The sequence below is a fragment of the Roseobacter weihaiensis genome (assembly GCF_020622345.1).
Classification (GTDB): Bacteria; Pseudomonadota; Alphaproteobacteria; order Rhodobacterales; family Rhodobacteraceae; genus Roseobacter; species Roseobacter weihaiensis.
On sequence record NZ_JACNMO010000010.1, the window covers coordinates 53,671 to 77,373 of the forward strand.

23 protein-coding genes are annotated in these 23,703 nt (G+C 60.4%); 12 read left to right on the plus strand and 11 right to left on the minus strand.

Going from position 1 to position 23,703, the window contains the following annotated elements:
- Nucleotides 1-3: 3 nt before the first annotated feature.
- The 4 genes from holA to H7847_RS13105 all read right to left on the minus strand — a co-directional run bounded on the left by holA (nucleotide 4) and on the right by H7847_RS13105 (nucleotide 4,641).
- Complete coding sequence (gene holA, locus H7847_RS13090; RefSeq protein ID WP_227269927.1) at nucleotides 4-1,005, minus strand: DNA polymerase III subunit delta; 1,002 nt, start codon at nucleotides 1,003-1,005, stop codon at nucleotides 4-6.
- Nucleotides 1,002-1,481, minus strand: a complete 480-nt coding sequence (locus H7847_RS13095) for an LPS assembly lipoprotein LptE (protein WP_227269928.1) — start codon at nucleotides 1,479-1,481, stop codon at nucleotides 1,002-1,004. The genes holA and H7847_RS13095 overlap by 4 nt, the downstream gene beginning before the upstream one ends.
- Complete coding sequence (gene leuS / locus H7847_RS13100) at nucleotides 1,468-4,014, minus strand: leucine--tRNA ligase (RefSeq protein ID WP_227269929.1); 2,547 nt, start codon at nucleotides 4,012-4,014, stop codon at nucleotides 1,468-1,470. Before leuS ends, H7847_RS13095 begins: the two co-directional genes overlap by 14 nt.
- Before the next feature lie 123 nt (nucleotides 4,015-4,137).
- Entirely contained in the window at nucleotides 4,138-4,641 is a 504-nt protein-coding gene (locus H7847_RS13105) for a DUF3576 domain-containing protein (protein ID WP_227269930.1), read from the minus strand.
- Nucleotides 4,642-4,928: 287 nt separating this feature from the next.
- Between H7847_RS13105 and H7847_RS13110 the strand changes: the two genes are divergently transcribed.
- Both H7847_RS13110 and H7847_RS13115 read left to right on the plus strand, forming a co-directional pair.
- Nucleotides 4,929-5,912 carry a porin gene (locus tag H7847_RS13110; protein WP_227269931.1) on the plus strand — a complete coding sequence of 328 codons (984 nt, stop codon included), beginning with the start codon at nucleotides 4,929-4,931 and terminating at the stop codon, nucleotides 5,910-5,912.
- A gap of 102 nt (nucleotides 5,913-6,014) precedes the next feature.
- Nucleotides 6,015-6,668, plus strand: coding sequence for a YggS family pyridoxal phosphate-dependent enzyme (locus H7847_RS13115; protein WP_227269932.1), 654 nt, complete (start codon nucleotides 6,015-6,017; stop codon nucleotides 6,666-6,668).
- A gap of 20 nt (nucleotides 6,669-6,688) precedes the next feature.
- Here the strand turns inward: H7847_RS13115 and H7847_RS13120 are convergent, their stop codons facing one another.
- A complete protein-coding gene (locus tag H7847_RS13120; RefSeq protein ID WP_227269933.1) occupies nucleotides 6,689-7,183 on the minus strand; it encodes a L,D-transpeptidase family protein in 495 nt (164 codons plus the stop codon).
- Entirely contained in the window at nucleotides 7,180-8,268 is a 1,089-nt protein-coding gene (ribA, locus tag H7847_RS13125) for a GTP cyclohydrolase II (RefSeq protein WP_227269934.1), read from the minus strand. Before ribA ends, H7847_RS13120 begins: the two co-directional genes overlap by 4 nt.
- Nucleotides 8,269-8,430: 162 nt before the next feature.
- Between ribA and H7847_RS13130 the strand changes: the two genes are divergently transcribed.
- From H7847_RS13130 to H7847_RS13150, 5 genes are all read left to right on the plus strand, one after another.
- The gene (locus H7847_RS13130) at nucleotides 8,431-9,117 is read left to right on the plus strand and encodes a response regulator transcription factor (RefSeq protein ID WP_227269935.1); all 687 of its coding nucleotides are present in this window, start codon (nucleotides 8,431-8,433) and stop codon (nucleotides 9,115-9,117) included.
- 264 nt (nucleotides 9,118-9,381) lie between these two features.
- A complete protein-coding gene (locus H7847_RS13135; RefSeq protein ID WP_227269936.1) occupies nucleotides 9,382-10,170 on the plus strand; it encodes an exodeoxyribonuclease III in 789 nt (262 codons plus the stop codon).
- 54 nt (nucleotides 10,171-10,224) lie between these two features.
- Nucleotides 10,225-11,142: a thioredoxin gene (gene trxA / locus H7847_RS13140; protein ID WP_227269937.1), complete on the plus strand. Its 918-nt coding sequence runs from the start codon at nucleotides 10,225-10,227 to the stop codon at nucleotides 11,140-11,142.
- 27 nt (nucleotides 11,143-11,169) lie between these two features.
- A complete protein-coding gene (locus H7847_RS13145) occupies nucleotides 11,170-11,814 on the plus strand; it encodes an LON peptidase substrate-binding domain-containing protein (protein ID WP_227269938.1) in 645 nt (214 codons plus the stop codon).
- Nucleotides 11,811-11,996, plus strand: coding sequence for a Trm112 family protein (locus H7847_RS13150; RefSeq protein WP_227269939.1), 186 nt, complete (start codon nucleotides 11,811-11,813; stop codon nucleotides 11,994-11,996). The genes H7847_RS13145 and H7847_RS13150 overlap by 4 nt, the downstream gene beginning before the upstream one ends.
- On the opposite strand, the gene H7847_RS13155 is transcribed toward H7847_RS13150, so the two are convergent.
- A complete protein-coding gene (locus tag H7847_RS13155) occupies nucleotides 11,993-13,255 on the minus strand; it encodes an FAD-dependent monooxygenase (RefSeq protein ID WP_227269940.1) in 1,263 nt (420 codons plus the stop codon). The genes H7847_RS13150 and H7847_RS13155 overlap by 4 nt on opposite strands.
- A 48-nt stretch (nucleotides 13,256-13,303) precedes the next feature.
- On the opposite strand from H7847_RS13155, the gene H7847_RS13160 reads away from it, so the two are divergent.
- From H7847_RS13160 to H7847_RS13175, 4 genes are all read left to right on the plus strand, one after another.
- Nucleotides 13,304-14,632, plus strand: a complete 1,329-nt coding sequence (locus H7847_RS13160) for an amidase (protein WP_227269941.1) — start codon at nucleotides 13,304-13,306, stop codon at nucleotides 14,630-14,632.
- A 109-nt stretch (nucleotides 14,633-14,741) separates the two neighbouring features.
- Nucleotides 14,742-15,923: an aminotransferase class I/II-fold pyridoxal phosphate-dependent enzyme gene (locus H7847_RS13165; protein WP_227270052.1), complete on the plus strand. Its 1,182-nt coding sequence runs from the start codon at nucleotides 14,742-14,744 to the stop codon at nucleotides 15,921-15,923.
- A gap of 19 nt (nucleotides 15,924-15,942) precedes the next feature.
- A complete protein-coding gene (locus H7847_RS13170) occupies nucleotides 15,943-18,738 on the plus strand; it encodes a DNA translocase FtsK (RefSeq protein ID WP_227269942.1) in 2,796 nt (931 codons plus the stop codon).
- 136 nt (nucleotides 18,739-18,874) lie between these two features.
- Nucleotides 18,875-19,438: a LolA family protein gene (locus tag H7847_RS13175; RefSeq protein ID WP_227270053.1), complete on the plus strand. Its 564-nt coding sequence runs from the start codon at nucleotides 18,875-18,877 to the stop codon at nucleotides 19,436-19,438.
- 2 nt (nucleotides 19,439-19,440) lie between these two features.
- Here H7847_RS13175 and H7847_RS13180 read toward each other — a convergent pair whose 3' ends face one another.
- Entirely contained in the window at nucleotides 19,441-20,025 is a 585-nt protein-coding gene (locus tag H7847_RS13180) for a transglycosylase SLT domain-containing protein (protein ID WP_227269943.1), read from the minus strand.
- A 69-nt stretch (nucleotides 20,026-20,094) separates the two neighbouring features.
- Nucleotides 20,095-20,976 (minus strand): AEC family transporter, encoded by an 882-nt coding sequence (locus tag H7847_RS13185; RefSeq protein ID WP_227269944.1) that lies wholly within the window; start codon nucleotides 20,974-20,976, stop codon nucleotides 20,095-20,097.
- 85 nt (nucleotides 20,977-21,061) lie between these two features.
- On the opposite strand from H7847_RS13185, the gene hspQ reads away from it, so the two are divergent.
- Nucleotides 21,062-21,388, plus strand: a complete 327-nt coding sequence (gene hspQ, locus H7847_RS13190; RefSeq protein ID WP_227269945.1) for a heat shock protein HspQ — start codon at nucleotides 21,062-21,064, stop codon at nucleotides 21,386-21,388.
- Nucleotides 21,389-21,410: 22 nt separating this feature from the next.
- Here hspQ and ggt read toward each other — a convergent pair whose 3' ends face one another.
- A complete protein-coding gene (gene ggt / locus H7847_RS13195) occupies nucleotides 21,411-22,988 on the minus strand; it encodes a gamma-glutamyltransferase (RefSeq protein ID WP_227269946.1) in 1,578 nt (525 codons plus the stop codon).
- A 263-nt stretch (nucleotides 22,989-23,251) separates the two neighbouring features.
- Nucleotides 23,252-23,701 carry an ATP-binding protein gene (locus H7847_RS13200; RefSeq protein ID WP_227269947.1) on the minus strand — a complete coding sequence of 150 codons (450 nt, stop codon included), beginning with the start codon at nucleotides 23,699-23,701 and terminating at the stop codon, nucleotides 23,252-23,254.
- Nucleotides 23,702-23,703: the final 2 nt, after the last annotated feature.

Consider the following 23,703-nt stretch of genomic DNA (forward strand, 5'->3'; position numbering starts at 1 on the left):
TGTCTAGCGACCGGCGAGCATCGCCAGCCGAATGAAAGCCCGCTCAACCAGCGCCATGCCCGGCGCATGTTGCCCGGCGGAGCGCAGTTGCAGGTCGGTATCGGTCAGCACGGTCAGCGCGGTTTCGAGCCGTACCGCCCCCCATTTGCGGGATTGCGCCAGCATCCGGTCGCGGTTTGGGCCAAAAATCACCGGCCTGCCGGAAGTATCGCACGCGGCCCGGTGCAGCGCGCGAAAGTGACGCGTTGCCCCGATACACAGGCCGACCGGGCTGGCCCCCTGCGCCACCAGTTTCTGCATCATCGGCCCGATTTCCTGCGCGCGCGCTTCGGCGACGACCATCAGCACGTCATCCACATCCGCTTCGGTCGAGGTGGGGGCACAGGCGGCAATATCCGCCATGGAAAGAGGCGCGGGGTCGTTCAGCTTGTAGAGCGACAGTTTCTCGACCGTCTGGCGGAAATCGCCGGGGTCCAGCGCCTGCGCCAGATCATTAAGCGCGGCCATCACGTCGCCCGACGGCATTGGCAGGCCCGCATCGCGCAACGCCTGTTCGATCTCTTCACCTGTGGGCGGGTTGTCGTAGATCCCGACAGCAAAGGCATTCTGGTGTGCCTCAAAGGCCTTGCGCAATTTCGACGTGGGCTTGAGCGCGCCGGCGGTCACGATGATCTGCGCATCCCCCGGCTGCCAGTCTTCCAGCGCCGTCAGGATGGCGGGGGCGGCGTTTTCGTTTGCCTGCTCCACAAAAACCGCGCGCGCGCCGGGGAAAAACCCGACCGCCTTGACGGCATCCAGCAGCAAGGCGGGGTCCTTGCGCAGATCGTTGCCGCTCATCCGGCTGAGGCGCATTTCTTCTTCCGCCCCGTCCCCCAGCAGCGCGGCCAACACCTGCTGCCGCTTGAGCGAGACCCGCATGGCGTCCCCGCCATAAATCAGCAGGCCTGTCTTGTCGGGATCAGGCTTCGCGAAATAGACCGTGGCGTCCCGCGTCGAGAGCTTCATGTCAGATCGGTGCTGAGCAACCGCACCACGATCTGATCGGCCAAAAGCGTCATCAGCCGCTCGCGGGCATCGCGTCTGGCGGCAAGGGTTGCGACCGTGGTTCCGGTTGCAGAGGCACCGGTGAAGTTGTCGACCTTGCCCGAGGTCACCACCCTGCCGGTGGCTTGTTCGACCAGCGTGTAATCTGCCTCGCCGATGATGTTGAACCGGTTGATATTGCTTTCACTGTCGACGGCGAGGGTCTCAGAGAAGGTCCGGATGTCAAGAGAAAGGCGGTATTTCGGGACGCTGGCGCGACCGACCCTTTCCTCTATTCTGCGGTTGACCATATAGACGTTGGCATTGTTCTGCTCGACGACCTCGACACTGTTCTGCAGCGCGCTGCCCGAGCCGCCGGGGGCGTAAACAGGCGTAAAACCACAGGCAGCAAGGGCCAGCGGCAGAGCGAGAAGAGCGCGGCGGTTATACAACGACATTCACAATCCGTCCCGGAACCACGATGATTTTTTTCGGTGTCGCCCCGTCAAGGGTCCGGATTACAGCTTGATCTGCGAGGGCGGCTTTTTCAACCTCTTCCTTGGGCATATCCACCGGAACGCTGATTTCTGCCCGGCGTTTGCCGTTGACCTGAATGGGCAGGGTCACGGTGTCGGAGACCAGCATCCTGTCATCCGCTCTGGGCCAGGGGGCGGTGGTGACAAGGCCCTCGCCGCCCTGGTGGGCCCAGATGTCTTCGGCCAGATGCGGGGTCATCGGGGACATCAGCTGCGCCAGCGTCATGATCGCCTCGCGCTGGGCCGCGTGGCTCGCCCTGGATTTCTGCAGGGTCGCGGTGAAGGCGTACAGCTTTGCGATGGCTGCATTGAACCCAAAGGATTCGATCCCCATCGTCACGTCATGGATGCAGACGTGCATGGCGCGCAGCAAATCCTCGTCACCGGTTCCTGCGGCGTCCTTGTCCATCGCAGCGATGCGGTCGCAGAGGGTCCAGACCCGGGAAAGATGTTTGAACGCGGCCTCCGCCCCCGAAGCGGTCCATTCCACGTCCCGTTCCGGCGGGCTGTCGCTGAGCACGAACCAGCGGGCCGTGTCCGCGCCAAAGCTGGAAATGATGTTGAGCGGGTCAACTACGTTCTTCTTGGACTTGGACATTTTGGCCGAGGGGATGACCTCGACCGGCGTGCCATCGGCAAGCTTGCCGTCCATGACCTCTTCGGGCAGGTGATAGACCGGGCGGCCGTTGGCATCACGGGTCTGGTAGATCTCATGGGTGACCATGCCCTGGGTGAAAAGCGCATCAAACGGTTCGACCGCGGAGGCAGGCAGGTGGCCGGTGATCTGCATCGCGCGGGCAAAGAAGCGCGAATAGAGCAGATGCAGGATCGCATGTTCGACCCCGCCGATGTATTGATCCACGTTCATCCAGTATTGCGCGTCCTCCATGACCGTCGGGGTGTCCGCCTTGGGGGCCGTGAACCGCGCGAAATACCAGGAGCTGTCCACGAAAGTGTCCATCGTGTCCGTCTCGCGCCGGGCAGGCGTGCCGCAAGAGGGGCAGGGCGTGTCGCGCCAGCTGGGGTGCCGGTCGAGCGGGTTGCCGGGGGTGTCAAAGCTGACGTCATAGGGCAGCTCGACGGGCAGGTTCTCTTTCTTTTCAGGGACCACACCGCAGGCGTCGCAATGCACCACCGGGATCGGGCAGCCCCAATAGCGCTGGCGGCTCAGGCCCCAGTCGCGCAGGCGGTATTTGGTGACACCTTGCCCCACGCCATTGGCCTCGCAGAAGTCGATGGCAGCATCAATGCCTTCCAGCCCGGTCTGATGGGGCTCACCGGCAAACCCGCGGTTGTAGAACACTTTTTCTGTCTTGGCAGGCACATAGGCGGCCTCCAGCACGTCAGAGGCGTCTTCGGAGGGCAGATAGGTCGCGATGATTGGCAGATCGTATTTGGTCGCAAATTCGAAATCACGTTCGTCATGGGCCGGGCAGCCAAAGATCGCGCCGGTACCGTAGTCCATCAGGATGAAGTTGGCGATGTAGACGGGCAGTTCATGCGCGGTGTCAAAAGGGTGCCGCACGCGGATGCCGGTGTCGAACCCGAGCTTTTCGGCGGTTTCAATCGCCTCTTCCGTGGTGCCGCCCTTGCGGCATTCCGCACAGAAGGCCGCAACCTCCGCGTTGTCGCGTTCCAGTACTTTGGCGAGCGGATGGTCTGGCGAGATACCGACAAAGGAGGCACCCATCAGGGTGTCGGGCCGCGTGGTGTAGACCTCGATCCGGTGATGGCCGTCGGGCGCGTCGATGGTAGAGAAAGCAAATTGCAGCCCGCGCGATTTGCCGATCCAGTTTTCCTGCATCAGACGCACCTTGGCGGGCCAGTTTTCCAGCGTGTCGAGCGCGCTCAGCAGCTCTTCTGAATAGTCGGAAATCTTGAAAAACCACTGCGTCAGCTCGCGCCGTTCCACCAGCGCGCCGGAGCGCCAGCCGCGCCCCTGTTCGACCTGTTCGTTGGCCAGCACTGTCATGTCCACCGGGTCCCAGTTGACGACCGCGTTCTTGCGATAGACGAGGCCTGCTTCCAGCATGTCGAGAAACAGCGCCTGTTGCTGTCCGTAGTAGTCAACATCGCAGGTGGCAAAGAGACGCGACCAGTCGAGGCTAAAGCCCAATGGCTTCATCTGCGCGATCATGTCGTCGATGTTCTGATAGGTCCAGTCCTTGGGGTGGATGCCCCGTTCCATCGCCGCGTTTTCGGCAGCCAGCCCAAAGGCATCAAACCCGAAAGGGTGCAGAACGCTATGACCGGTCGCCAGTTTGTAGCGCGCGATCACATCGCCCATGGTGTAGTTGCGCACATGCCCCATGTGGATGCGCCCGGACGGATAGGGGAACATCTCAAGGACGTAATACTTGGGCTTGTCCGCGGACCGTGCGGCCTTGAAGACTTCGTTCTTGGACCAGACGTCCTGCCAGCGGGCTTCGATTTCTGCTGGAGTGTAACGCGACATTATTTGCGTCCTTTGTGACGTGAGAGCGCCGGGAGCCGCCTTTTGCACGGTGCCCGGCGCTGCAGATCATGTGGGTGCGCTGGAAAAGGCGGGTTTGTCAGAAAAGGCCTCCGTCAGCGCCGGTTAAAGGGCATCATCTGCAATGCGCAACTGGCGCGCACGGCTTAGAATAGCGTTCTCGACCGCGCGCACGGCGGGCGCGCTTGCGGGGCCGTTGCGGGTCTGTAACGAGACGTTGAGCGACCGTGCATCCAGTGCGGGATCATCGATCAGGATCGTCGCACGGTAGGCGCGACCGCTGCCCGGGGGGGTCCCGTAATCCGTTATGATGACACCGGTGAACGGATCGACGGATTGAACCGGAAGGAAGTTCAACACTTCCAGCGAAGCCGCCCAGAGATACTTGTTTACAGAAACCGTTTGCTCCTGATCTCCGACGCGAAACGCGTCCCAGATCGTGGTGCCGCCCGCGGTGGTTCCGCCACCGCCGATACGGTCCCCCCGGTCCGCGTCGATTGCGCTGCCCGCAGGCTGGCTCACCGCCGACGGCTGCACGCCGCCACAGCCAACCAACAGAACAGCCGCTGCGGCCATCGCGATTCCATGTCGAAAAAAAGCCTGTGCCATTGTGCCGTTTGCTCCTTCAAATCAAGGAGCAAGGTAATCTATCTGTCTTGGCAGGGACAAGAGCCATATCCGGCTTCTTTACAGGGCGAACGAACTTATTTTTATGCGCTGGCGATTTGTCGTGCCGCAGGGCCTGAAAAAGAGTGTGGCAAAGCTGCACCATTTTCGCCGTGTCTCGCGTGAGGATGCTCCAAGTTCTTGCAAAAAGGGGTCTGAAAAGGCGACACCATTTTTAGGTTCATGAGGGATTCTCCTCTTGGGCAAAGAATGAAACCGAGGATAAGTTCATGAAAAAACTTCTTATCGCTACAACGGCACTGGTTGGCACAGCCGGCGTCGTTGCAGCTGACGTAACCTTCAGCGGTTATGGCCGTTTTGGTATTCTTTATGAAGAAGACCGCGCAAACGATACAGGTGATCTGGAAGAAACACGCCTGGAAAGCCGTTACCGTCTGAACATCGACTCGTCGACAGAAACTGACGGCGGCGTTCGCTTTGCCGCACGTATCCGCGTTCAAGCTGACGACAACGAAGATGGCACAGCCGACCAAGGTGTGTTCTCCGGCGCACGTTTCCAAGTGTCCGCAGGCGGCTTCCGCGTTCGCGTTGGTAACGTATCCGGTGTTCACGATGCTGCAGAAGTTATCAACTTCTTCGGCTTTGAGCCCGGCCTGATCGGTCAAATCGGTCACTACGGTACATTTGCCGGCGGCGACGCGCCAATCGACGCGTTCGACAGCACAGGTGCCGGTGCCAACGGTATCAACGTCAAGTACGAAGCGGGTGACTTTGCTGTGATGGCAAGCTACTCCGAAGACTACGACGAGAATGACCAGTCCACCACAACGGACGATTTTGAAGCCTTCGAAATCGGTGCATCCTACGACTTCTCCGGTTGGACGTTCGGCGTAGCCTACGGTACGGCTGACTTCGGAGATGCAAACGCAGATCCAACTCTGAACGGTGTTGACGTCGACTTCTGGACAGCAACTGCAACCGGTTCCATCGGTGCTGCAGACGTTGTCTTCTTCGTCGGTGACACGGACGCCGACAACGATGACGTTGCATACGGTATCTCCGGCTCCTTCCCAGTTGGCGCATCCACAGACATCCTGGCATCCTACGCCGGTGGTGGTGCTGACGGTCTGGACGACGAATACGGTGTCGGTTTCGCCCACTCCCTGGGTGGCGGTGTCAAGCTGCACGGCATGGTCGGTCGTAACACAGCCGAAAACACCGTTGCTGACCTTGGTGTGCGTTTCGACTTCTAAGTCGACCGGCATACTTTGAATTTGGGGCGGGCCTTTGGGTCCGCCCCTTTTCATTTCGACGGTGGCATGATGTTGTCCGCCATCTAAAACCTTGGGGGAAAAATGGGTCTTGAGGATGTTTCGGACCGGATTTCACAAGCGGCGCAAAAAGCAGGGCGTGATCCGGGGTCGGTGAAGCTGATCGCTGTTTCAAAGGTGCAACCGGGCGCACGGGTAGATGCTGTCCTTGCGGCAGGCCACCGATGCTTTGGCGAAAACCGCGTGCAGGAGGCCGCAGGAAAGTGGCCTGCCTTTCGCGAGACCTATGCAGATATCGACCTGCACCTGATCGGGCCGCTGCAGACCAACAAGGCCCGCCAGGCATTCGAGCTTTTCCAATCGATCCATACGCTGGACCGTCCCAAGCTGGCAAAGACATTTGCACGACTGGCGCAGGAAACCGGCAGCTGTCCTGAACTTTTTGTTCAGGTCAACACCGGTGAGGAGCCACAAAAGGCAGGTGTTCTGCCAGAGGCGGCGGATGCCTTCATCGAGGAATGCCGGGTGCTCGATCTCCCTGTGGGGGGCGTCATGTGCATCCCGCCCATCGACGAGGAGGCATCCCTGCATTTCGCGCTTCTGGCCAAGATAGCTGAGCGCAACGGCCTCTCGGGTCTCAGCATGGGAATGAGCGGCGATTTTGAGAAAGCGATTTCCTTTGGTGCGACCCATGTCCGTGTCGGCTCCGCTATCTTTGGGGAGCGTGTGCCGGGCTGATCCGAAAGTGCCTGACCGCTCTAGGGGACGATGAGGCGTGTCTGGAAGGTGATCCGCGGTGCAATATCACGCAGGTTTTCCCGCGCCAGCGCGATACAGCCCTCGGTGGGATAGCCAGGCCGTCTGTATTGATGGATAAAGATCGCAGATCCCCGCCCCTTCACGGCATAGGGCCAGTTCCAGTCGGTCAGCAGCACCAGATCATATAGGGGATCGCTGCGCCGCAGTTTTTCGTGACTGTGCGGGTAGGGCGCGCGCACCATCATGTTGTAGTCTGCGTCGCTCTCATCATCGGACCACAGATCACGGGGACCAATGGGCAGCGCCCAGGGGGCGGGCCGCGCAAGGCGGTCCGGGCGGTAGAGCATGCCAACGATGCGGTGCGTGCCGCGCGGGGTTGCCCCGTCCCCTTCGCGCTTGCGGGAAGTGACGCCGGTCTTGCCAATGGTACAGGGGTATATCCGCCCCTGAAAGCGCAGACCCCGTGGCGTCAGGACAAGATCGTCGCGTTTCATTTCAGATGACCCGACTTGGCGATTTTGGTGGCGAGATAGTCTTTGTTGTGGCGATTTTCCCCGACATGCAGCGGCACCCGTTCCGTCACCTCGATCCCGCTGGCGGTCATCATCTCGACTTTGCGCGGGTTGTTGGTGAGCAGGCGCGCCTTGGCAAACCCCATGGCGCGCAGGATGTCCGCCCCAAGCCGGAAGTCACGTTCGTCATCTTCAAAGCCCAGCCGGTGGTTGGCCTCGACCGTGTCGAAACCCTGATCCTGCAGCGCATAGGCGCGCATCTTGTTGGCCAATCCAATGCCGCGCCCCTCCTGGTTCATGTAAAGCAGGACGCCATGTGTCTCCGCCCCCATCTGCGCCAAAGCCGCGCGGAGCTGCGGACCGCAGTCGCACTTCAGCGACCCCATGAGATCCCCGGTAAAACAGGCGGAATGCAGTCGTGTCAGCACCGGTTGCGCCCGATCCGGCCGGCCGATTTCAATGGCGTAGTGTTCCTCTCCGCCATCTTCAGGGCGAAAGATGTGCAAACGGCCCGCCTCCGACACCTCCATCGGGAGCCGCGCACTGACCACCGGATGCAGCGGGCTGCGGTCCACCAGCAAGGGGCGTGCCATGGCCTCGTCAAGGTACACCAGCTGATGCCGGGCGGCAAACGTCTGCGCATCGGTGATCGGCGCACAGAGAACCGCAGGCAGCAGCCGCGCGGATTTGGTGAGTGCAACGCCCAGACGGTAGGTTGCCACATCGCCGCCCCGTGCACACCGAAGCGGTCCGCGCATCGGATACCTGAGGTCATCTGCCGGGTCGGCAATGCTGCGGACCCAGTCCAATGCGACCTCTGCCGGAAGCGCAACCCGTGCCATGTCGCCATCATAGGCGCGCGCCTTGAGTGTCTGCGCCCGCCGTGCGGTGATGACCAGCGCTGTCTCCTGAGACAGGGCGCGCAGGTCTTGAAGCCGCGCCTCATCCAGGGTTTCGGCGGCGGCCATCACGATAGGTGCGGGACCATCCACAACCACGGGAACTCCCATGCGCAGGTCTGCACGGGCCCGGGCCAATAGCTCTTTGAGATCGGGTGCGAAGCTCATGATGTTACAATGCCTGACGATTCCTGCCCTGATCTATGGCATTTGTAGCGGAATTGAAACATTTGCCCTGCTTTGCAACACGAGGCTGTGAGCCGTCCTGTCCCAAGCTTGAGACACCGCGATGAAATACACATGTTTGCCTCTACACAACGGAGTGATCTGATGGCCCAATTGAAAAAAATCCTTTTGGTAGACGATGATGATGACCTGCGCGATGCATTGAGCGAGCAGCTTATCATGACGGAAGATTTTGATGTCTTTGAGGCTGCAAACGGTGCTGATGCAATGGTCCGGGCCAAAGAGGCGCTTTACGATCTCGTCATTCTGGACGTCGGTCTGCCCGACACCGACGGGCGGGAGCTGTGCCGTCTGATGCGCAAGCAGGGAGTGAAAAGCCCGATCCTGATGCTCACCGGGCATGACAGCGATGCCGATACGATCCTTGGTCTGGATGCAGGGGCTAATGATTATGTCAGCAAACCCTTCAAGTTTCCGGTTTTGCTGGCGCGCATCCGGGCGCAGTTACGCCAGCACGAGCAATCCGAGGACGCGGTCTTCCAGCTTGGCCCCTATACGTTCAAGCCCGCGATGAAGACCCTTCTGACCGAAGACGATAAAAAGATCCGGCTGACAGAGAAGGAGACCAATATCCTAAAGTTTCTCTATCGCTCAACCGAGGGGGTTGTGCCACGGGATGTCCTGCTGCACGAGGTGTGGGGCTATAACGCCGGGGTCACCACCCATACGCTCGAAACGCATATTTACCGTCTGCGTCAGAAAATTGAACCAGATCCGTCCAATGCCCGCCTTCTTGTGACCGAATCCGGCGGTTATCGGCTGATCGCATAGTGGTTTTTCGGATTTTTGACTTGAATCAATAATCTGTTAACTAAGATTTGCTATTCCATACCCAACCCGCGCATGTCCGGGTCATGACATGCACCTCCCTGTTGGACTTGGCCGGGCCTTGTGCCCGGTCTTTTTTTGTCCCGGAGCAGCGACCGCGATCCTCCTCTTGTCAGCCGTGGAAAAACCTGATGATGAAGGTTGGGCATGGTGCCCGGCCCGTCAGACGCGTAGGGTGCCGCCAGATCTGAATTGCGGAGTGACCTCATGGCTTTTTCCCTGGCAACCTGGAACATCAATTCTGTCCGCCTGCGCGAGCCGCTGGTGCTCAAGCTGCTGACCGAAGAAGCCCCTGACGTGCTCTGCCTGCAAGAATGCAAGAGCCCGGTGGAGAAGATGCCGCTCGACGCCTTTGCGGCGGCTGGATACGCCCATGTGGTGGCACGGGGCCAGAAGGGCTACAACGGGGTGGCCATCCTGTCGAAAATTCCAATGGAGGAAGCGGGATCGGAGGATTTCGCCACACTTGGCCATGCCCGCCATATTGCAGGACGTCTGGAGAACGGCGTCACCGTGCATAATTTTTATGTTCCCGCAGGGGGCGATGTTGCGGATCGCAAGGTGAACGAGAAATTTGGCCAAAAGCTCGATTACCTCACCGGGATGCGGGACTGGTTTCATCAGGACCGACCGCAGAAATCCATTCTGGTGGGCGACCTGAACATCGCCCCGCGCGAAGACGATGTCTGGGATCACAAAAAGCTGCTCAAGGTGGTCAGCCATACGCCGGTCGAGGTCGAGCACCTCGCTCAGGCGCAGGACGCGGGGGGATGGGTGGACCTGACGCGCCGCGACATCCCCGATGGCAGGCTCTACAGTTGGTGGTCCTATCGCGCCCGCGACTGGGATGCGGCGGACAAGGGGCGCAGGCTCGATCACATCTGGGCCACGCCCGACATCGCGCAGGCCGGGCACAACAGCCGTATCCTGCGCGAAGCCCGTGGCTGGGAAAAGCCCAGCGATCACGCCCCGGTATTTGCCAGCTTTGACCTTTGAAAAACGGATATTCCGCCCATATACTTCCAAGCGCCCATGTAGAAGGACGATGACATGATGGACCTGAACCTCGGGGCTGCACCGGCAGCCGATGACCTTATCAAAGACGCTACCGAAGCCAGCTTCATGGCGGATGTGGTGGAGGCGTCTCAGACCGTTCCGGTGATTGTCGATTTCTGGGCGCCCTGGTGTGGCCCGTGCAAGACCCTGGGACCCCAACTGGAAGAGGCCGTACGGGCGGCCAAGGGCGCCGTCAAAATGGTCAAGGTGAATGTGGATGAGGCCCAGATGATTGCGGGTCAGTTGCAGATTCAGTCGATCCCCACCGTCTATGCGTTTCACAAGGGCCAGCCGATTGACGGGTTTCAGGGTGCCTTGCCCGCCTCCGAAATCAAGGAATTCATCGACCGTGTGGTGAAGGCGTCGGGCGGTGAGGCGCCGGGCGACGGGTTGGCTGATGCGGTTGCCGCGGCCGAGGATATGCTGGCAGAAGGCGCCGTCACGGATGCCGCGCAGACCTTTTCAGCCGTTCTGGGCGAGGATGAAAAACATGCAGGCGCGTATGGTGGCCTGGTGCGGGCGCACATCGCTCTGGGTGAGCTGGACCAGGCCGAAGCGATCCTGAACGGCGCACCTGCCGAAATCTCCAAGGCCCCTGAGCTTGAAGCCGCCTTTGCCCAGCTTGAACTGGCGCGCCAGGCAGAAGGTGCAGGCCCGGTGGGGGAACTGAAAGCGGCGGTCGAGGCGGATCCTGACAACCACCAGGCACGGTTTGATCTGGCGCAGGCGATGCACGCCAATCAGGATATCGAAGGCGCAGTGGCCGAGTTGCTGGAGCTTTTCCGTCGCGACAGGGATTGGAATGATGGCGCGGCAAAGACCCAACTTTTCACGATATTCGAAGCGCTTAAGCCAAATGATCCGGTTGTGCTGAACGGCAGACGCAAATTGAGCTCTATGATATTTGCCTGATGCTTCGGGCGGGCTAGGTCCAACCTCATGATTAAAGCTGCTGAGCTGCCGGACACAATTGCGATATTTCCCCTCACCGGGGCGCTGTTGTTGCCACGCGCGCGTTTACCACTTCACATCTTCGAACCGCGATACCTTCAGATGTTGGAAGATGCCTTGAAAACACCTGGCCGTCTGATCGGTATGATCCAGCCCAATGAGGTGCCGGGGCGCAATGGCAACGGTCTTCATACGATCGGCTGCGCGGGGCGGGTCATGCAGTTTTCCGAGACAGAAGACGGTCGCTATCTCATCACGCTGGGCGGTGCCTCGCGCTTTCGGGTGATAAAGGAAGTTGAAGGGTTTACGCCCTACCGTCGCTGTGATGTGGCCTGGGATGGATTTGACCGCGACCTCGGGCCAGAGGAAAAAGACCCCGGATTTGTGCGCGAGAGCTTTTTGACGCTGCTGGGGCGCTACTTTGATGCGCGCGAGCTGTCGGCGGATTGGGAAACGCTGAAGGAAGCGGATGATGAGCTTTTGGTGAATTCACTGTCGATGATGCTGGATTTCGACCCGGAGGACAAGCAGGCGCTGCTCGAAGCGCCATCGCTCTCCACGCGGCGCGAGACGCTTGTCACCTTGTTGGAATACCAGCTGCGCGGCGGGCAGGAAAGTGAGATGATGCAATGACGGATCACGACGTGGCCTTTGATCGGCGTATGCTTGAAGCGTTGATCTGCCCGCGCAGCCAGACCACTTTGGAATACGATGCAGAGCGGCAGGAATTGATCTCCAAAGCCGCAAACCTTGCCTATCCGATCCGCAATGGCATACCGGTGATGCTGGTGGATGAAGCGCGCATCCTCGACTAGAGCTTCTGGCCTTTCAGCAGTCGCGGCAAATCCCCAGTGAGGCCGGCGGCTTCGCGGATGAAAGCACGGCGGAGAGAGGGCATGTTACCAACAATCCCCATGCCGACATCGCGCAGTGTGCGAAGCACAGGGTTATCGTTTGAAAACAGCCGGTTAAACGTGTCCGTGGCCAGCGCCAGCGTGGTGTTGTCAAACCGCCGCCAGGTCTGATAGCGGGTCAATACCGCCGCCGCTCCGATGTCTTCGCCGCGCCGCAGCGCATCTGTCAGAACCTCGGCCAGTGCGGCGACATCCCGCACGCCCGCATTCAGGCCTTGCCCGGCGATCGGATGCACCCCGTGCGCGGCGTCTCCCACCAGCGCGATCCGTGGTGCGACCAGGCTATTGGCCAGCGACAGAGACAGCGGATAGGTAAACCGCTCACCTGCCAGTGAAAAACCCCCAAGAAAACTGCCAAACCGGGGTCGCAGAACGCTGAGGTAATCCTCGACGCTCATGGCGTTGATCTGACGGGCGTTGTCATGCGTTTCGCTCCACACGATGGAGGATCTGTTGCCGGTCAGTGGCAAGATCGCCAGCGGACCTGGCGGCATGAAGAACTGATGGGCAATGCCGTGATGCGGTCGTTCATGCTCTACCGCGCAGACCAGCGCCGTCTGACCATAATCCCAGCCGGTGCGGGTGATGCCGGCCCGCGTGGCCGTGCCCGATCCCCGACCATCGCAGCCCACCAACAGCTTGCCGCGCAGGGCCTTGCCCGAGGCCAGCGTGACCGTGACCCCGGTGGCGTCCGTTTCCTGTGACACCACCGTTTCACCGCTCAACTGCTTGATACCCTTGTGCTTTTTCAACGCGTCTAGCAGCACCGGGCGCAGGTGTCTGTCCTCAACCATGTAGCCCATCGGGCCTTCTTCGATCTCGGCGTGGTCGAAGTGCATGAAAAAGGGCGAAGGCCCTTCGCCCGCGCGTCCGTCGGTGACCTTGATGTCCAGCATCGGTTGCGCGTCACCAACCAGATCGTCCCAGACACCGATCCCTTGCAGCAGTCGGGTCGAGGTCAGCGCCATCGCGTAGGACCGGCCGTCAAATCCGCTGCTTTTGCGTCTTTTGAGAGGCAGGGCGTCGATCACGGTCACGCGCTGCCCCACCTCTGCCAGGGCCAGTGCCAGGGCGGGGCCGTTCAGCCCGCCGCCAACGATCAGGATATCACAATCAGAACTCATAGCTCTGAATATGGCCAGCTGCGGGGGATTGTCCATGCGCGCTTGCGTCGCTACCTTCGGCGTCATCAAAAGGCGGGATAAAGCATGCAAGACTGGCTCAGGATGACAGCGGCGGATTTGGGCCGGGCAATTGGTGCGGGTGCGGTTGATCCCGTCGCGCTGACGGAAACCTATCTTGATGCCATCGATGGGCATCCTTTGCGGGACCGCATCTACGCGCGGGTCACAGCGGAGCGGGCCCTTGCCGAGGCGCAGGCCGCGGCAGAGCGGGCGCGTGCGGGCCACAGGCTGTCGTTGCTTGACGGGGTGCCGATCAGTTGGAAAGATCTTTTCGATACTGCCGGTGTTGCCACCGAAGCAGGCTCCGCGCTGCTTGAGGGGCGGGTGCCGGACCGGGATGCTGTTGTCTTGGAGAACGCCACGGCAGCGGGGTTGGTCTGCCTTGGCAAGACCCATATGAGCGAGCTCGCCTTTTCCGGGCTGGGCTATAACCCCAGCACGGCGACACCCCCCTGCGTGAACGATGCAGAGGCCGTGCCCGGTGGGTCGTCCTCCGGCGCGGCTGCCTCTGTTGCTTTTGACCTGGCGGCCGCGGGTATCGGCTCTGACACGGGGGGGTCCGTGCGCATTCCGTCAGCCTGGAACGATCTGGTGGGTCTGAAAACCACCAGCGGCCGTCTGAGCCTGGAAGGGGTTGTCCCACTGGCGCTCCGGTTCGACACGGTTGGCCCTCTGTGCCGCTCGGTCGAGGACGCCGCATTGCTGCTGGCAGCACTAGAGGGGCGGAAACCTGCCGACCTTGAGGGCGCGTCGCTTGAGGGCAAGCGTTTTGCCATCCTCAAGACCGTGGCTTTTGAGGATATGCGCGATGCTCCGCTGGAGGCTTTTCAGGACGCAGTTGTCAAGCTGACGGCCGCCGGGGCGCATCTCCGCCATATCGAGGTGCCGGAGATCGCAGAGGCCATGAAACTGACAAGCTGTGTTTATACATCAGAGGCTTACGGCCTCTGGCGGGATGTGATCGAGGCCAACCCTGAGGCGATGTACGGTGAGATTCTCAGCCGTTTCCGGCTGGGCAAGAATCACTCAGGGCCCGACTATGTCGCCGCCTGGGCCGCCTTGGAGCAGGCCCGCGGTGCCTATGACAGGGCCACATCGGGGTATGACGCGGTCTTGCTGCCCACGGCCCCGATCCTGCCCCCGAATCTTGAGCGTTTGAACGGGGATCACGACTATTACGTGACTGAAAACCTGCTGTCGCTGCGCAACACGCGCATCGGGAATCTCATGGGTGTGTGCGCGCTGAGCCTGCCGACGCAGACCCCAAGTTGCGGCCTGATGATGATGGGCCAACCCAATTGCGAAGAAGCCCTGCTGCGCGTGGGCGCGGCTGTCGAAAGGGCATTGGCTTAAAAGCCACAAATTCTGACAAATCTGCGCGTTTTTGTGGACGCAGGCGGCTGTCTTGGGTACCTTGGCTATAACGGGACGCAAACGATCCCGATCTGAGGCAGTTCTGATGATGTATCCTGAGCGGTTTTCGAACCTTCCGGCACATGCATGGCCGCGTTTGCGCGATCTATTGGACGTTTATGAGGGCGGCGGCCCCGCTATTCACATGACCATTGGCGAGCCCAAGCACGCCTTTCCCGCCTGGGTCACCGATGTCATCACCGAGCATGCGGCGGGCTTTAACAGTTATCCGCCCAATGATGCGGCCCCCGAGTTGCGTCAGGCGGTGGCGAGCTTCGTGCACCGTCGCTACGGCGTGGCGGTTGACGCCGACACGCAGGTGATGGCGCTGAACGGCACGCGTGAAGGGCTCTACAACGCCGCGATGGCGCTCTGTCCCGAGACCAAGAACGGCGAAAAGCCCGCCATCCTGATGCCAAACCCGTTCTACCAGGTCTATATGATCGCGGCCCTTTCGATCACGGCTGATCCGATCATGGTGCCAGCGACGGCACAAACGAACCATTTGCCCGATTTCACCGGTCTCGCGCCGGAGGTGCTGAACCGCACGACCGCCGCCTATATCTGTTCCCCGGCGAACCCCCAGGGGGCGGTCGCAACGGCTGAATACTGGCGTGCGTTGATCGGGCTGGCGGAACAATATGATTTCAAGGTCTTTGCCGATGAGTGCTATTCCGAGATTTATCGCGGCGCCCCGCCGGCTGGAGCCTTGCAGGTTGCGCAGGATATGGGGGCAGATCCGGACCGCGTGGTGATTTTCCATTCGCTGTCCAAGCGGTCAAATCTGCCGGGCCTGCGCTCAGGCTTCGTGGCCAGTGGGGCCAGGAACATTGCTGAGATCAAGCAACTGAGGAACTATGCAGGCGCGCCGTTGCCCCTGCCGTTGCAAATGGCTGCCGCTGCCGTCTGGAACGACGAGGTGCATGTGACCGAGAACCGCGCGCTCTACGTTGAAAAATACGAGATTGCGGATCGCCTGCTGGGCAATGTGCCCGGCTACGCCAGCCCGGAGGCCGGGTTCTTCCTCTGGCTGCCGGTTGAGAATGATGAGGATGCGGCCGTCAGGCTGTGGTGCGAGGCGGGCGTGCGGGTGCTGCCGGGCGGGTATCTGGCACAGGACTATAACGGGGTGAATCCCGGTCAAGGGTATATCAGGGCCGCCATGGTGGCCCCAAAAGCGGACACAGAGCGCGGTATCGAATTGATCCGCGACTGTCTCTATCCGCGATAAAATGAAGGGTAAAAAGAGTATGGCATATCAGACGCGTGGACGCGATCCGCTGTTCGACAGCAACATGGCCGAGGCGATGGAAAAACGCGGCAAGGAACTTCTCGGTCTGATCCTGATTGCCTTGGGGCTGATGGCCTGCGCGATGATTGCATCTTACACGCCGGACGACCCCAACTGGATGGTTTCCACCGATGCGCCGACGCAGAACTGGATGGGCCGGATCGGTGCGTCGATTGCGGCGCCGCTCTTTATGATCGTGGGCTGGGGGGCCTGGGGGCTCGGCATCGTTCTGCTGGTCTGGGGTGCGCGGTTTGCGCTCCATCTGGGCGCGGAGCGGGCGCTGGGCCGTTTGATCTTTGCCCCCATCGCCATCGCCTTTGGCTCGATCTATGCCGCGACCCTGACGCCTGCCGGCAACTGGCTGGACACGCATAGCTTTGGTTTGGGAGGTCTTTTCGGGGACACGGTGATGGGGGCGCTGCTGACCCTTTTACCCATCGGATCGACCTTTACGGTCAAGTTGATGTCCTTGCTCATGGCCTTGGGTATCATTGTCTTTGGCGGGTTCGTGCTTGGCTTCACCCGGCCCGAAGTCCTGCGGATCGGCAGGTTCCTGATAACCGGTCTTATCTTGATCTACGCAGGTGTGATGACCGTGCTGGGGCGCAGCGCGCAAGGGGCCGTCGCAACGGCGCAAGGGTTGTCTGCGCGTCATGCGGAACGTCGGGCGCAGGCGCAGGAGGCCCGAGCGGCGGCCGTCGTGCAGACCGAAGTTGCCCCGCTGCCGGAGGGGGCCGATTTTCAGATGCTGGAGACGGAGGCAAAACCGGGCCTGTTCTCGCGCATGCCGGGGTTGATCCGAAGGCCGGATGCGATGCCCGAACCTGAACTGGTCGAACAACCTGACGATGCGGGCTTTGTCGAAGCGCCCGGCGAGGAGCGGATCAAGGCGCGCATCGCCGATGTCATCAAATCCCGCATGCGCTCCGGCACGGCGATCCATACGCCTGTCACAGCGCCCTTGACACGGGGGCGCGGCAGGGGCCCGGACCCGCTGGTCCTTGATACCGCGCCCGGACGTGCCGAGCCGCCGCTGACAGCCTCCAGCCTGCCGAAGTCTACGGCCACCCTGCAAGAACCCGAAGACATGGGGATGGAACCAGAAATGCTCCCCGAGATGCCGGAGATTCCCGTGGCCGCGCCGCGCCGTGTCGTACAGCAGCCGGTGCGCAAGCCGGTTCAACCCTCGCGCCGGGCGCAGGCCGAGGCGCAACCAGCCCTGTCCTTTGACGACACGCATCCGGGCTTTGAATTGCCCCCTCTGAATCTCCTGGAGAATCCCATCGATATTCCCCGTCTGCAGCTCAGCGATGAGGCGTTGGAGGAAAACGCGCGGATGTTGGAATCTGTTCTGGACGACTACGGCGTAAAGGGTGAAATCGTTGCCGTGCGCCCCGGCCCGGTTGTCACGATGTACGAACTCGAACCTGCCCCCGGTCTCAAGGCCAGCCGTGTGATCGGTCTGGCCGATGATATCGCCCGGTCGATGGCAGCGCTGTCTGCGCGGGTCTCCACCGTGCCGGGACGGTCGGTCATCGGGATCGAGCTGCCCAATGACAGCCGCGAGAAAGTTGTGCTGCGCGAGATCCTCTCGGCCCGCGATTTCGGGGACAGCAACATGCGCCTGCCGCTGGCGCTTGGCAAGGATATCGGTGGTGATCCGGTGGTTGCCAACCTGGCAAAGATGCCGCACCTGCTGATTGCAGGGACAACCGGTTCGGGTAAATCCGTGGCGATCAACACCATGATCCTGTCATTGCTCTACAAGCTGACGCCCGAAGAATGCCGGATGATCATGATCGACCCCAAGATGCTGGAACTCAGCGTTTATGACGGCATTCCGCACCTGCTCTCGCCCGTTGTCACAGACCCCAAGAAGGCCGTCGTGGCGCTGAAATGGGTCGTGGGCGAGATGGAAGAGCGCTACCGCAAGATGTCCAAGATGGGGGTGCGCAACATCGAAGGCTTCAACGGTCGCGTGCGCGAAGCGCTTGCCAAGGGCGAGATGTTCAGCCGCACGGTACAGACCGGGTTTGATGAGGACACGGGCGAGCCGATCTTTGAGACCGAAGAGAACACACCCGTCGCGCTGCCCTATATCGTGGTCATCGTCGATGAGATGGCGGACCTGATGATGGTCGCGGGCAAGGAGATCGAGGCCTGCATCCAGCGTCTGGCGCAGATGGCGCGGGCCTCAGGCATTCACCTGATCATGGCCACGCAACGCCCGTCGGTGGACGTCATCACCGGCACGATCAAGGCCAACTTCCCCACGCGGATTTCTTTTCAGGTGACGTCGAAAATCGACAGCCGGACGATCCTCGGCGAGATGGGGGCGGAGCAGCTCCTGGGCATGGGCGACATGCTTTACATGGCGGGTGGGGCCAAGATCACCCGCTGTCACGGGCCGTTTGTCTCGGATGAGGAGGTCGAGGAAATCGTCAACCACCTCAAAGCCTATGGCGAGCCGGACTACGTCAGCGGCGTTGTCGAGGGCCCTTCCGAGGACAGCGAAAACAGCATTGACGAGGTGCTGGGGCTTGGTGGGAACACCGACGGAGAAGATGCGCTTTACGATACCGCCGTGCAGGTAGTGCTGAAGGACCGCAAATGCTCTACCAGCTATATCCAGCGCAAGCTGGCCATCGGGTACAACAAGGCTGCACGTCTGGTTGAGCAGATGGAAGAGCAGGGCCTTGTGTCTCCCGCAAATCATGTGGGCAAACGCGAAATTCTGGTGCCGGAACAGGGCTAAGCGGCAAAAACACGCGAATTTGTCTCTGCTGATATCGCATAACAGGGCGATGATGTTTAGGTGCTGTTCCAACGAGATTGTCAAAGGAATATAGATCGTGAAGCCCCTGTTGCGCAGTTTGTTTATTGTCTGGCTCATGGCCTGGCCGGTTTCCTCCTGGGCGGCCGAACAGCTCAAACTGGCCGATATCTCGGCCTATCTGAATAGCCTGACGACATTGCGGGCGGATTTTCAGCAGATCAACGACGATGGATCGGTCAGCACCGGCGAGCTTTACATTCGCAGGCCGGGGCGGATGCGTTTTGAATATGACCCGCCCGAGGAGGCGCTGGTGATTGCGGCGGCCTCTGCCGTGGTGATTATCGACCGCAAGTCAAACCAGCCCTCGGAAACCTATCCGCTCAGCCGCACACCGCTCTCGCTCATTCTGGGGCGCAACATTGACCTGACGCGCGCCAATATGGTACGCAACGCCCGCTTTGACGGGACAGCAACCATTGTGACCGCCGAAGACCCCGATAACCTGGAAAACGGGTATATTGAGCTCACATTCACGGATAACCCCACGCAGCTCCGCGAATGGGTCATCCATGATGCAACCGGTGCCCAGACGCGGGTTGTTCTGGGCGCGTTTGAGACGGGCATGACGCTGCCCAATTCTCTTTTCGATGCGGATCGCGAGAAATCCCGCAGCCGCTGATCCTAGCGTAACCCGCAGGTTGCAAGCTGCGCCTGATAAAGGTCGGCACGGGCATCTACTTTGTTGGCGACACTCAGCAACCAGGATTTGCGATTGTAGCTGCCGCGCGCATACCCGGTGTGCCCCTCGTGATACGCCAGATATTGGTTGCGCGCATCATAGAGCGGGATGCCATTCTTGGACCGGCTGGTGACCATATACCACCCCATGAAATCTGCGGCATCACGGATCCGGTCCCTGCGGGCAAACCGCTTGCCGGTGGCGCTCTTATAGTCATCCCAGGTGCCATCCAGTGCCTGCGAATACCCATATGCACTAGAGACACGCCCCATCGGGATCACCCCGAGCGCATATTTATGCGGTGTTTTTGCATTGCTGATAAACCGGCTTTCCTGGTGCATGGTTGCCATCTGCACATGGACGGGCACCCCCCATTTCCGCTCGGTCTGCAGGAATGCTCTCATGTATTCCGGGCGCTGATCGGCAATGCTGCAGGCGTTGTCCAGATTGCGCGGTGCCGTGCCGGAACCGCCCCCACAGGAGGCCGCCAATAATACGATTGCCATAGCGCGAAGAGTTCTGCTCATCTGCCTCTCGCTTTTCATTTTTTTATTTTGCAAGCTTACCGGAAAAAAGACGAATTGGAAATCACGATTTCACAGCAAAAGTGCCAAAAGCAGAGGCAGGGCGGCGACGGACATCAACGTCGAGGCGACCACCAGGCCGGCCACGTCCTGTGCTGCGGCCCCGTATTTCTCGGCCAGCATGTAAGAGGTGACCGCAACTGGCGTTGCCACCTGCAAGACAAGCACGCCGAAAGCGATCGGGTCGAGCTCAAATGCGCCACCAATCCCCCAGGCAATGCCCGCGCAAATCGCCAGTTTCAGCGCGCTGAGCATCACCGCCTGTAGCAGGCCGCCGGATTGCAGCCGGGCCACGGCCACACCGAGCGTAATCAGCATCAGCGGAATGGCCATCTGGCCGATCAGTTCCAGCGTATTGGTCAGAAAGAGCGGTGTTTGCCAGCCTTGCCACAGGAATACAGCCCCCAGAACGGTCCCGGCGACAAGCGGCTCGCGCACCACTTTGGTCAGAGAGCCGGCCCCGGCAACCAGCCAGATCCCGAAAGTGAAGGACCAGATCGCCATGATTGCAAAAACGATGATCGCATAGCTCAGACCGATCTCGCCAAAGGCAAATAACGCCAGCGGAAGCCCCAGATTGCCGGTATTGCCAAAGATCAATGGGGCGGCAAATGTGCGCCTGTTCAGCCGCAACACGAGCACAAGCGTCAGCATCGCCAGCGTCACGGCGCCATAGGTCACCACGCTGGCCAGCGACAAGGCGGTCAAGGCTGCGGGGTCGATCTCTGTCTGCATGAGGGAAACGAAAATCAGGCAGGGCACAGACAGTGTCATCGCCATTTGCGTGACGAACTGGATGCGATACTCAAAGCCCAGTTTGACCCATGCATATCCGATCCCGGCCAGCAGAAACACGGGCGCCACAATTTCGAGCACTGTCAGCGCAAGGTTCACAAACTGTTTCCTCTTTTTTAGGGTCCAAGGGTTGGACAAATACCGCCGGAAACGTCTACTAACGTAGGCGAAAGGCTTCAATGCTATGATAAGAACACGTGCGAAATATCATTTGGGCCAGGTTGTAAGGCACAAAAAACACCCCTTTCGCGGGGTGATTTTCGACGTGGACCCTGAGTTTGCCAATACGGACGAATGGTACGAGTCGATCCCAGAGGACAGCCGCCCCAAGAAAGAACAGCCGTTCTACCATCTTCTGGCTGAAAACGATCAAAGCTACTATGTTGCCTATGTGTCGGAGCAGAACCTGATCGCGGATTACTCCGGTGAGCCGGTGGATCACCCCGATATCCCGGATTTGTTCGGCCCCTTTCAGAACGGTGCGTATCCCTTGCATTTTCAGCTGAACTAAACCCTGTGGGGCGTTTCGGCCGTCAGTAGCCCAGGGCACAGCCATCCTTGCGCGGATCGCTGCCGCCTTCGAGCACGCCCGTGTCATGCATCAGGATAGCCTGCGCCCCGCCAATCGCCGTTTCGGGAACGCTGACCGAATGCCCCATGTCGGCAAGCGCCTGACGCACCGCGTCTGAATACCCCCGTTCAACCTGCATATTATCCGCATCAGAGAACGCACGCGGGGCGTCGATGGCCGCCTGCGGATCCATGCCGAAATCAATCATGTTGCTGACAAGCCGCGCATGCCCGTTCGGCTGGTAGGCGCCGCCCATGACGCCAAAGGGCATGATGACCTTGCCGTTTTTGCGCAGCATGGCTGGAATGATCGTGTGCATGGGGCGCTTGCCGCCCTTGAGTTCATTCGGATGGCCTTCTTCGAGGGTAAACCCGGCACCCCGGTTCTGCATAAGAATACCGAATTTGTCTGACGCGATGCCGGAGCCGAAGTCCTTGAAAACGGAATAGATCAGCGAAACCGCCATGCGGTCGCGATCCACCACGGTGATGTAGATCGTATCCTTGTGCACCATCTCGGTCAGTGGGGCAGCAGCGGCCATTGCCGCCTTGGGGTCGATGAGCGCTGCAAGCTCTTTTGCCAGCGTCATATCCAGCATGTGGTCAAGGCGGGTGGTATAGTCGGCATCGGCCAGAAAGCGATTGCGCGCATCATAGGCGAGCTTGGCCGCTTCGGCCTCGATGTGGGCGCGTTCCGTTCCAAAGGGGTCCATGCGGGCCATGTCGAATTGCGCAAGTATATTCAGCATCAGGATCGCCGTGGCCCCCTGTCCGTTCGGCGGATGTTCCACGACATCGACATCCTTGTAGGACCCGGCAATCGGCGTTGTCTCGTCGCAGCCGGCGGTTGCGAAATCTTCCAGCGTATGGAGCCCGCCTGCTGCGGTGAGTGTGGCGACCATGTCTTCGGCAATTTCGCCTGTGTAGAAGGCCGCCGCGCCTTCCTTGGCGATTCGGCGCAAGACCTCTGCCTGCCCGGGTGCGCGGAACAGCTCTCCTTTTTCAGGGGCTTTGCCGTTGAGCAGATAGGTGTCGCGCGCCGAGCCTTGCAAGTTATGGGCGTAGTTCTTCCAATCGAAGGCCGCGCGTGGCGCAACCGGAATCCCATGCTCCGCATGGTGAATTGCCGGGGCAAGAAGGGTATCGAGCCCCAGCTTGCCGACTTTTTCCGACAGATGCGCAAAGGCCGAGACTGCCGTGGGGATGGTGACGGCATGCGCGCTGAAGGCGGGAACAACGCTTTCGCCCGCATCGCGCAGCATGGCCGCGTCCAGAGCAGCGGGCGCGCGGCCCGATCCATTCAGGGAACGGATGGTTTGCTGATCTTTCTCGGACCACAAAACAAAGCAATCTCCGCCGATGCCCGTCATCGCCGGTTCGCACAATCCCAAAAGAACCGCCCCTGCAATCGCGGCATCCATTGCGTTGCCGCCGCGCTCCAGAATGTCGATCGCGGTCTTTGCCGCCAAGGGGTGGGAGGTGGCGCACATCCCTTTGCTGGCAAGAACAGGGGAGCGCCCGGGCAGATGGAAATCGCGCATCGCGGTGGCCTTTATTGAAAACATCTGCGCGCAAACTAACCCATTAGACCGCGAAGTCTATGGTGGCCGTGTGGTCTGGGGGATTTATGAGAAGTCCTCGGCGCCGCGTACTGGGTGGGGGCTATTACACGCAGCGCCGAGGGAAGCTATATGCAGCTACAGGACCCTGTATGATCTTGGAAGAAGGCGGCAATATGATCGCTTCTTGTCGCTTTGGGGGAAGAATTGGGAACAATTGAGGCCCCTCGCATTTCCGGGCATCGCTACGATGGCAGGCCAACTGCGAGCCGCATGTTGAGGTGGTTTTCCTTGCCAACTCGGGCGTAGGTCACGTCCTTTGCGAGATGTTGTATCAGAAGCCAGCCAAATCCGCCTTCAGGCATATCCTGTAGCTCGACATCGAGCGGCGCAGCGGTGACCAATGGGACCTTTTCGTCCGGCAATTTGTTGCCCTGATCCATGACCTTTACCCGCAGACCGTCTGGCTGCTGTATGAAATGGATTGCAATGGGCCCTGCCGGTCCTGTCGGCGGATAGGCATGCTCCACAATGTTGTTGAGCACTTCGGCCAGGACGATTTCGATTGTGCCGGCTTCTTCGACGTCGAGGTCCAGCGGGCGCAACGCCTCGAACACCTTGCGCAATGCCTGTCTGACAGCGAGTTGTCCGCTCTGGACGCAAACTTCGAAAGGGGGCAGCGGCTGCCGTGTCACCG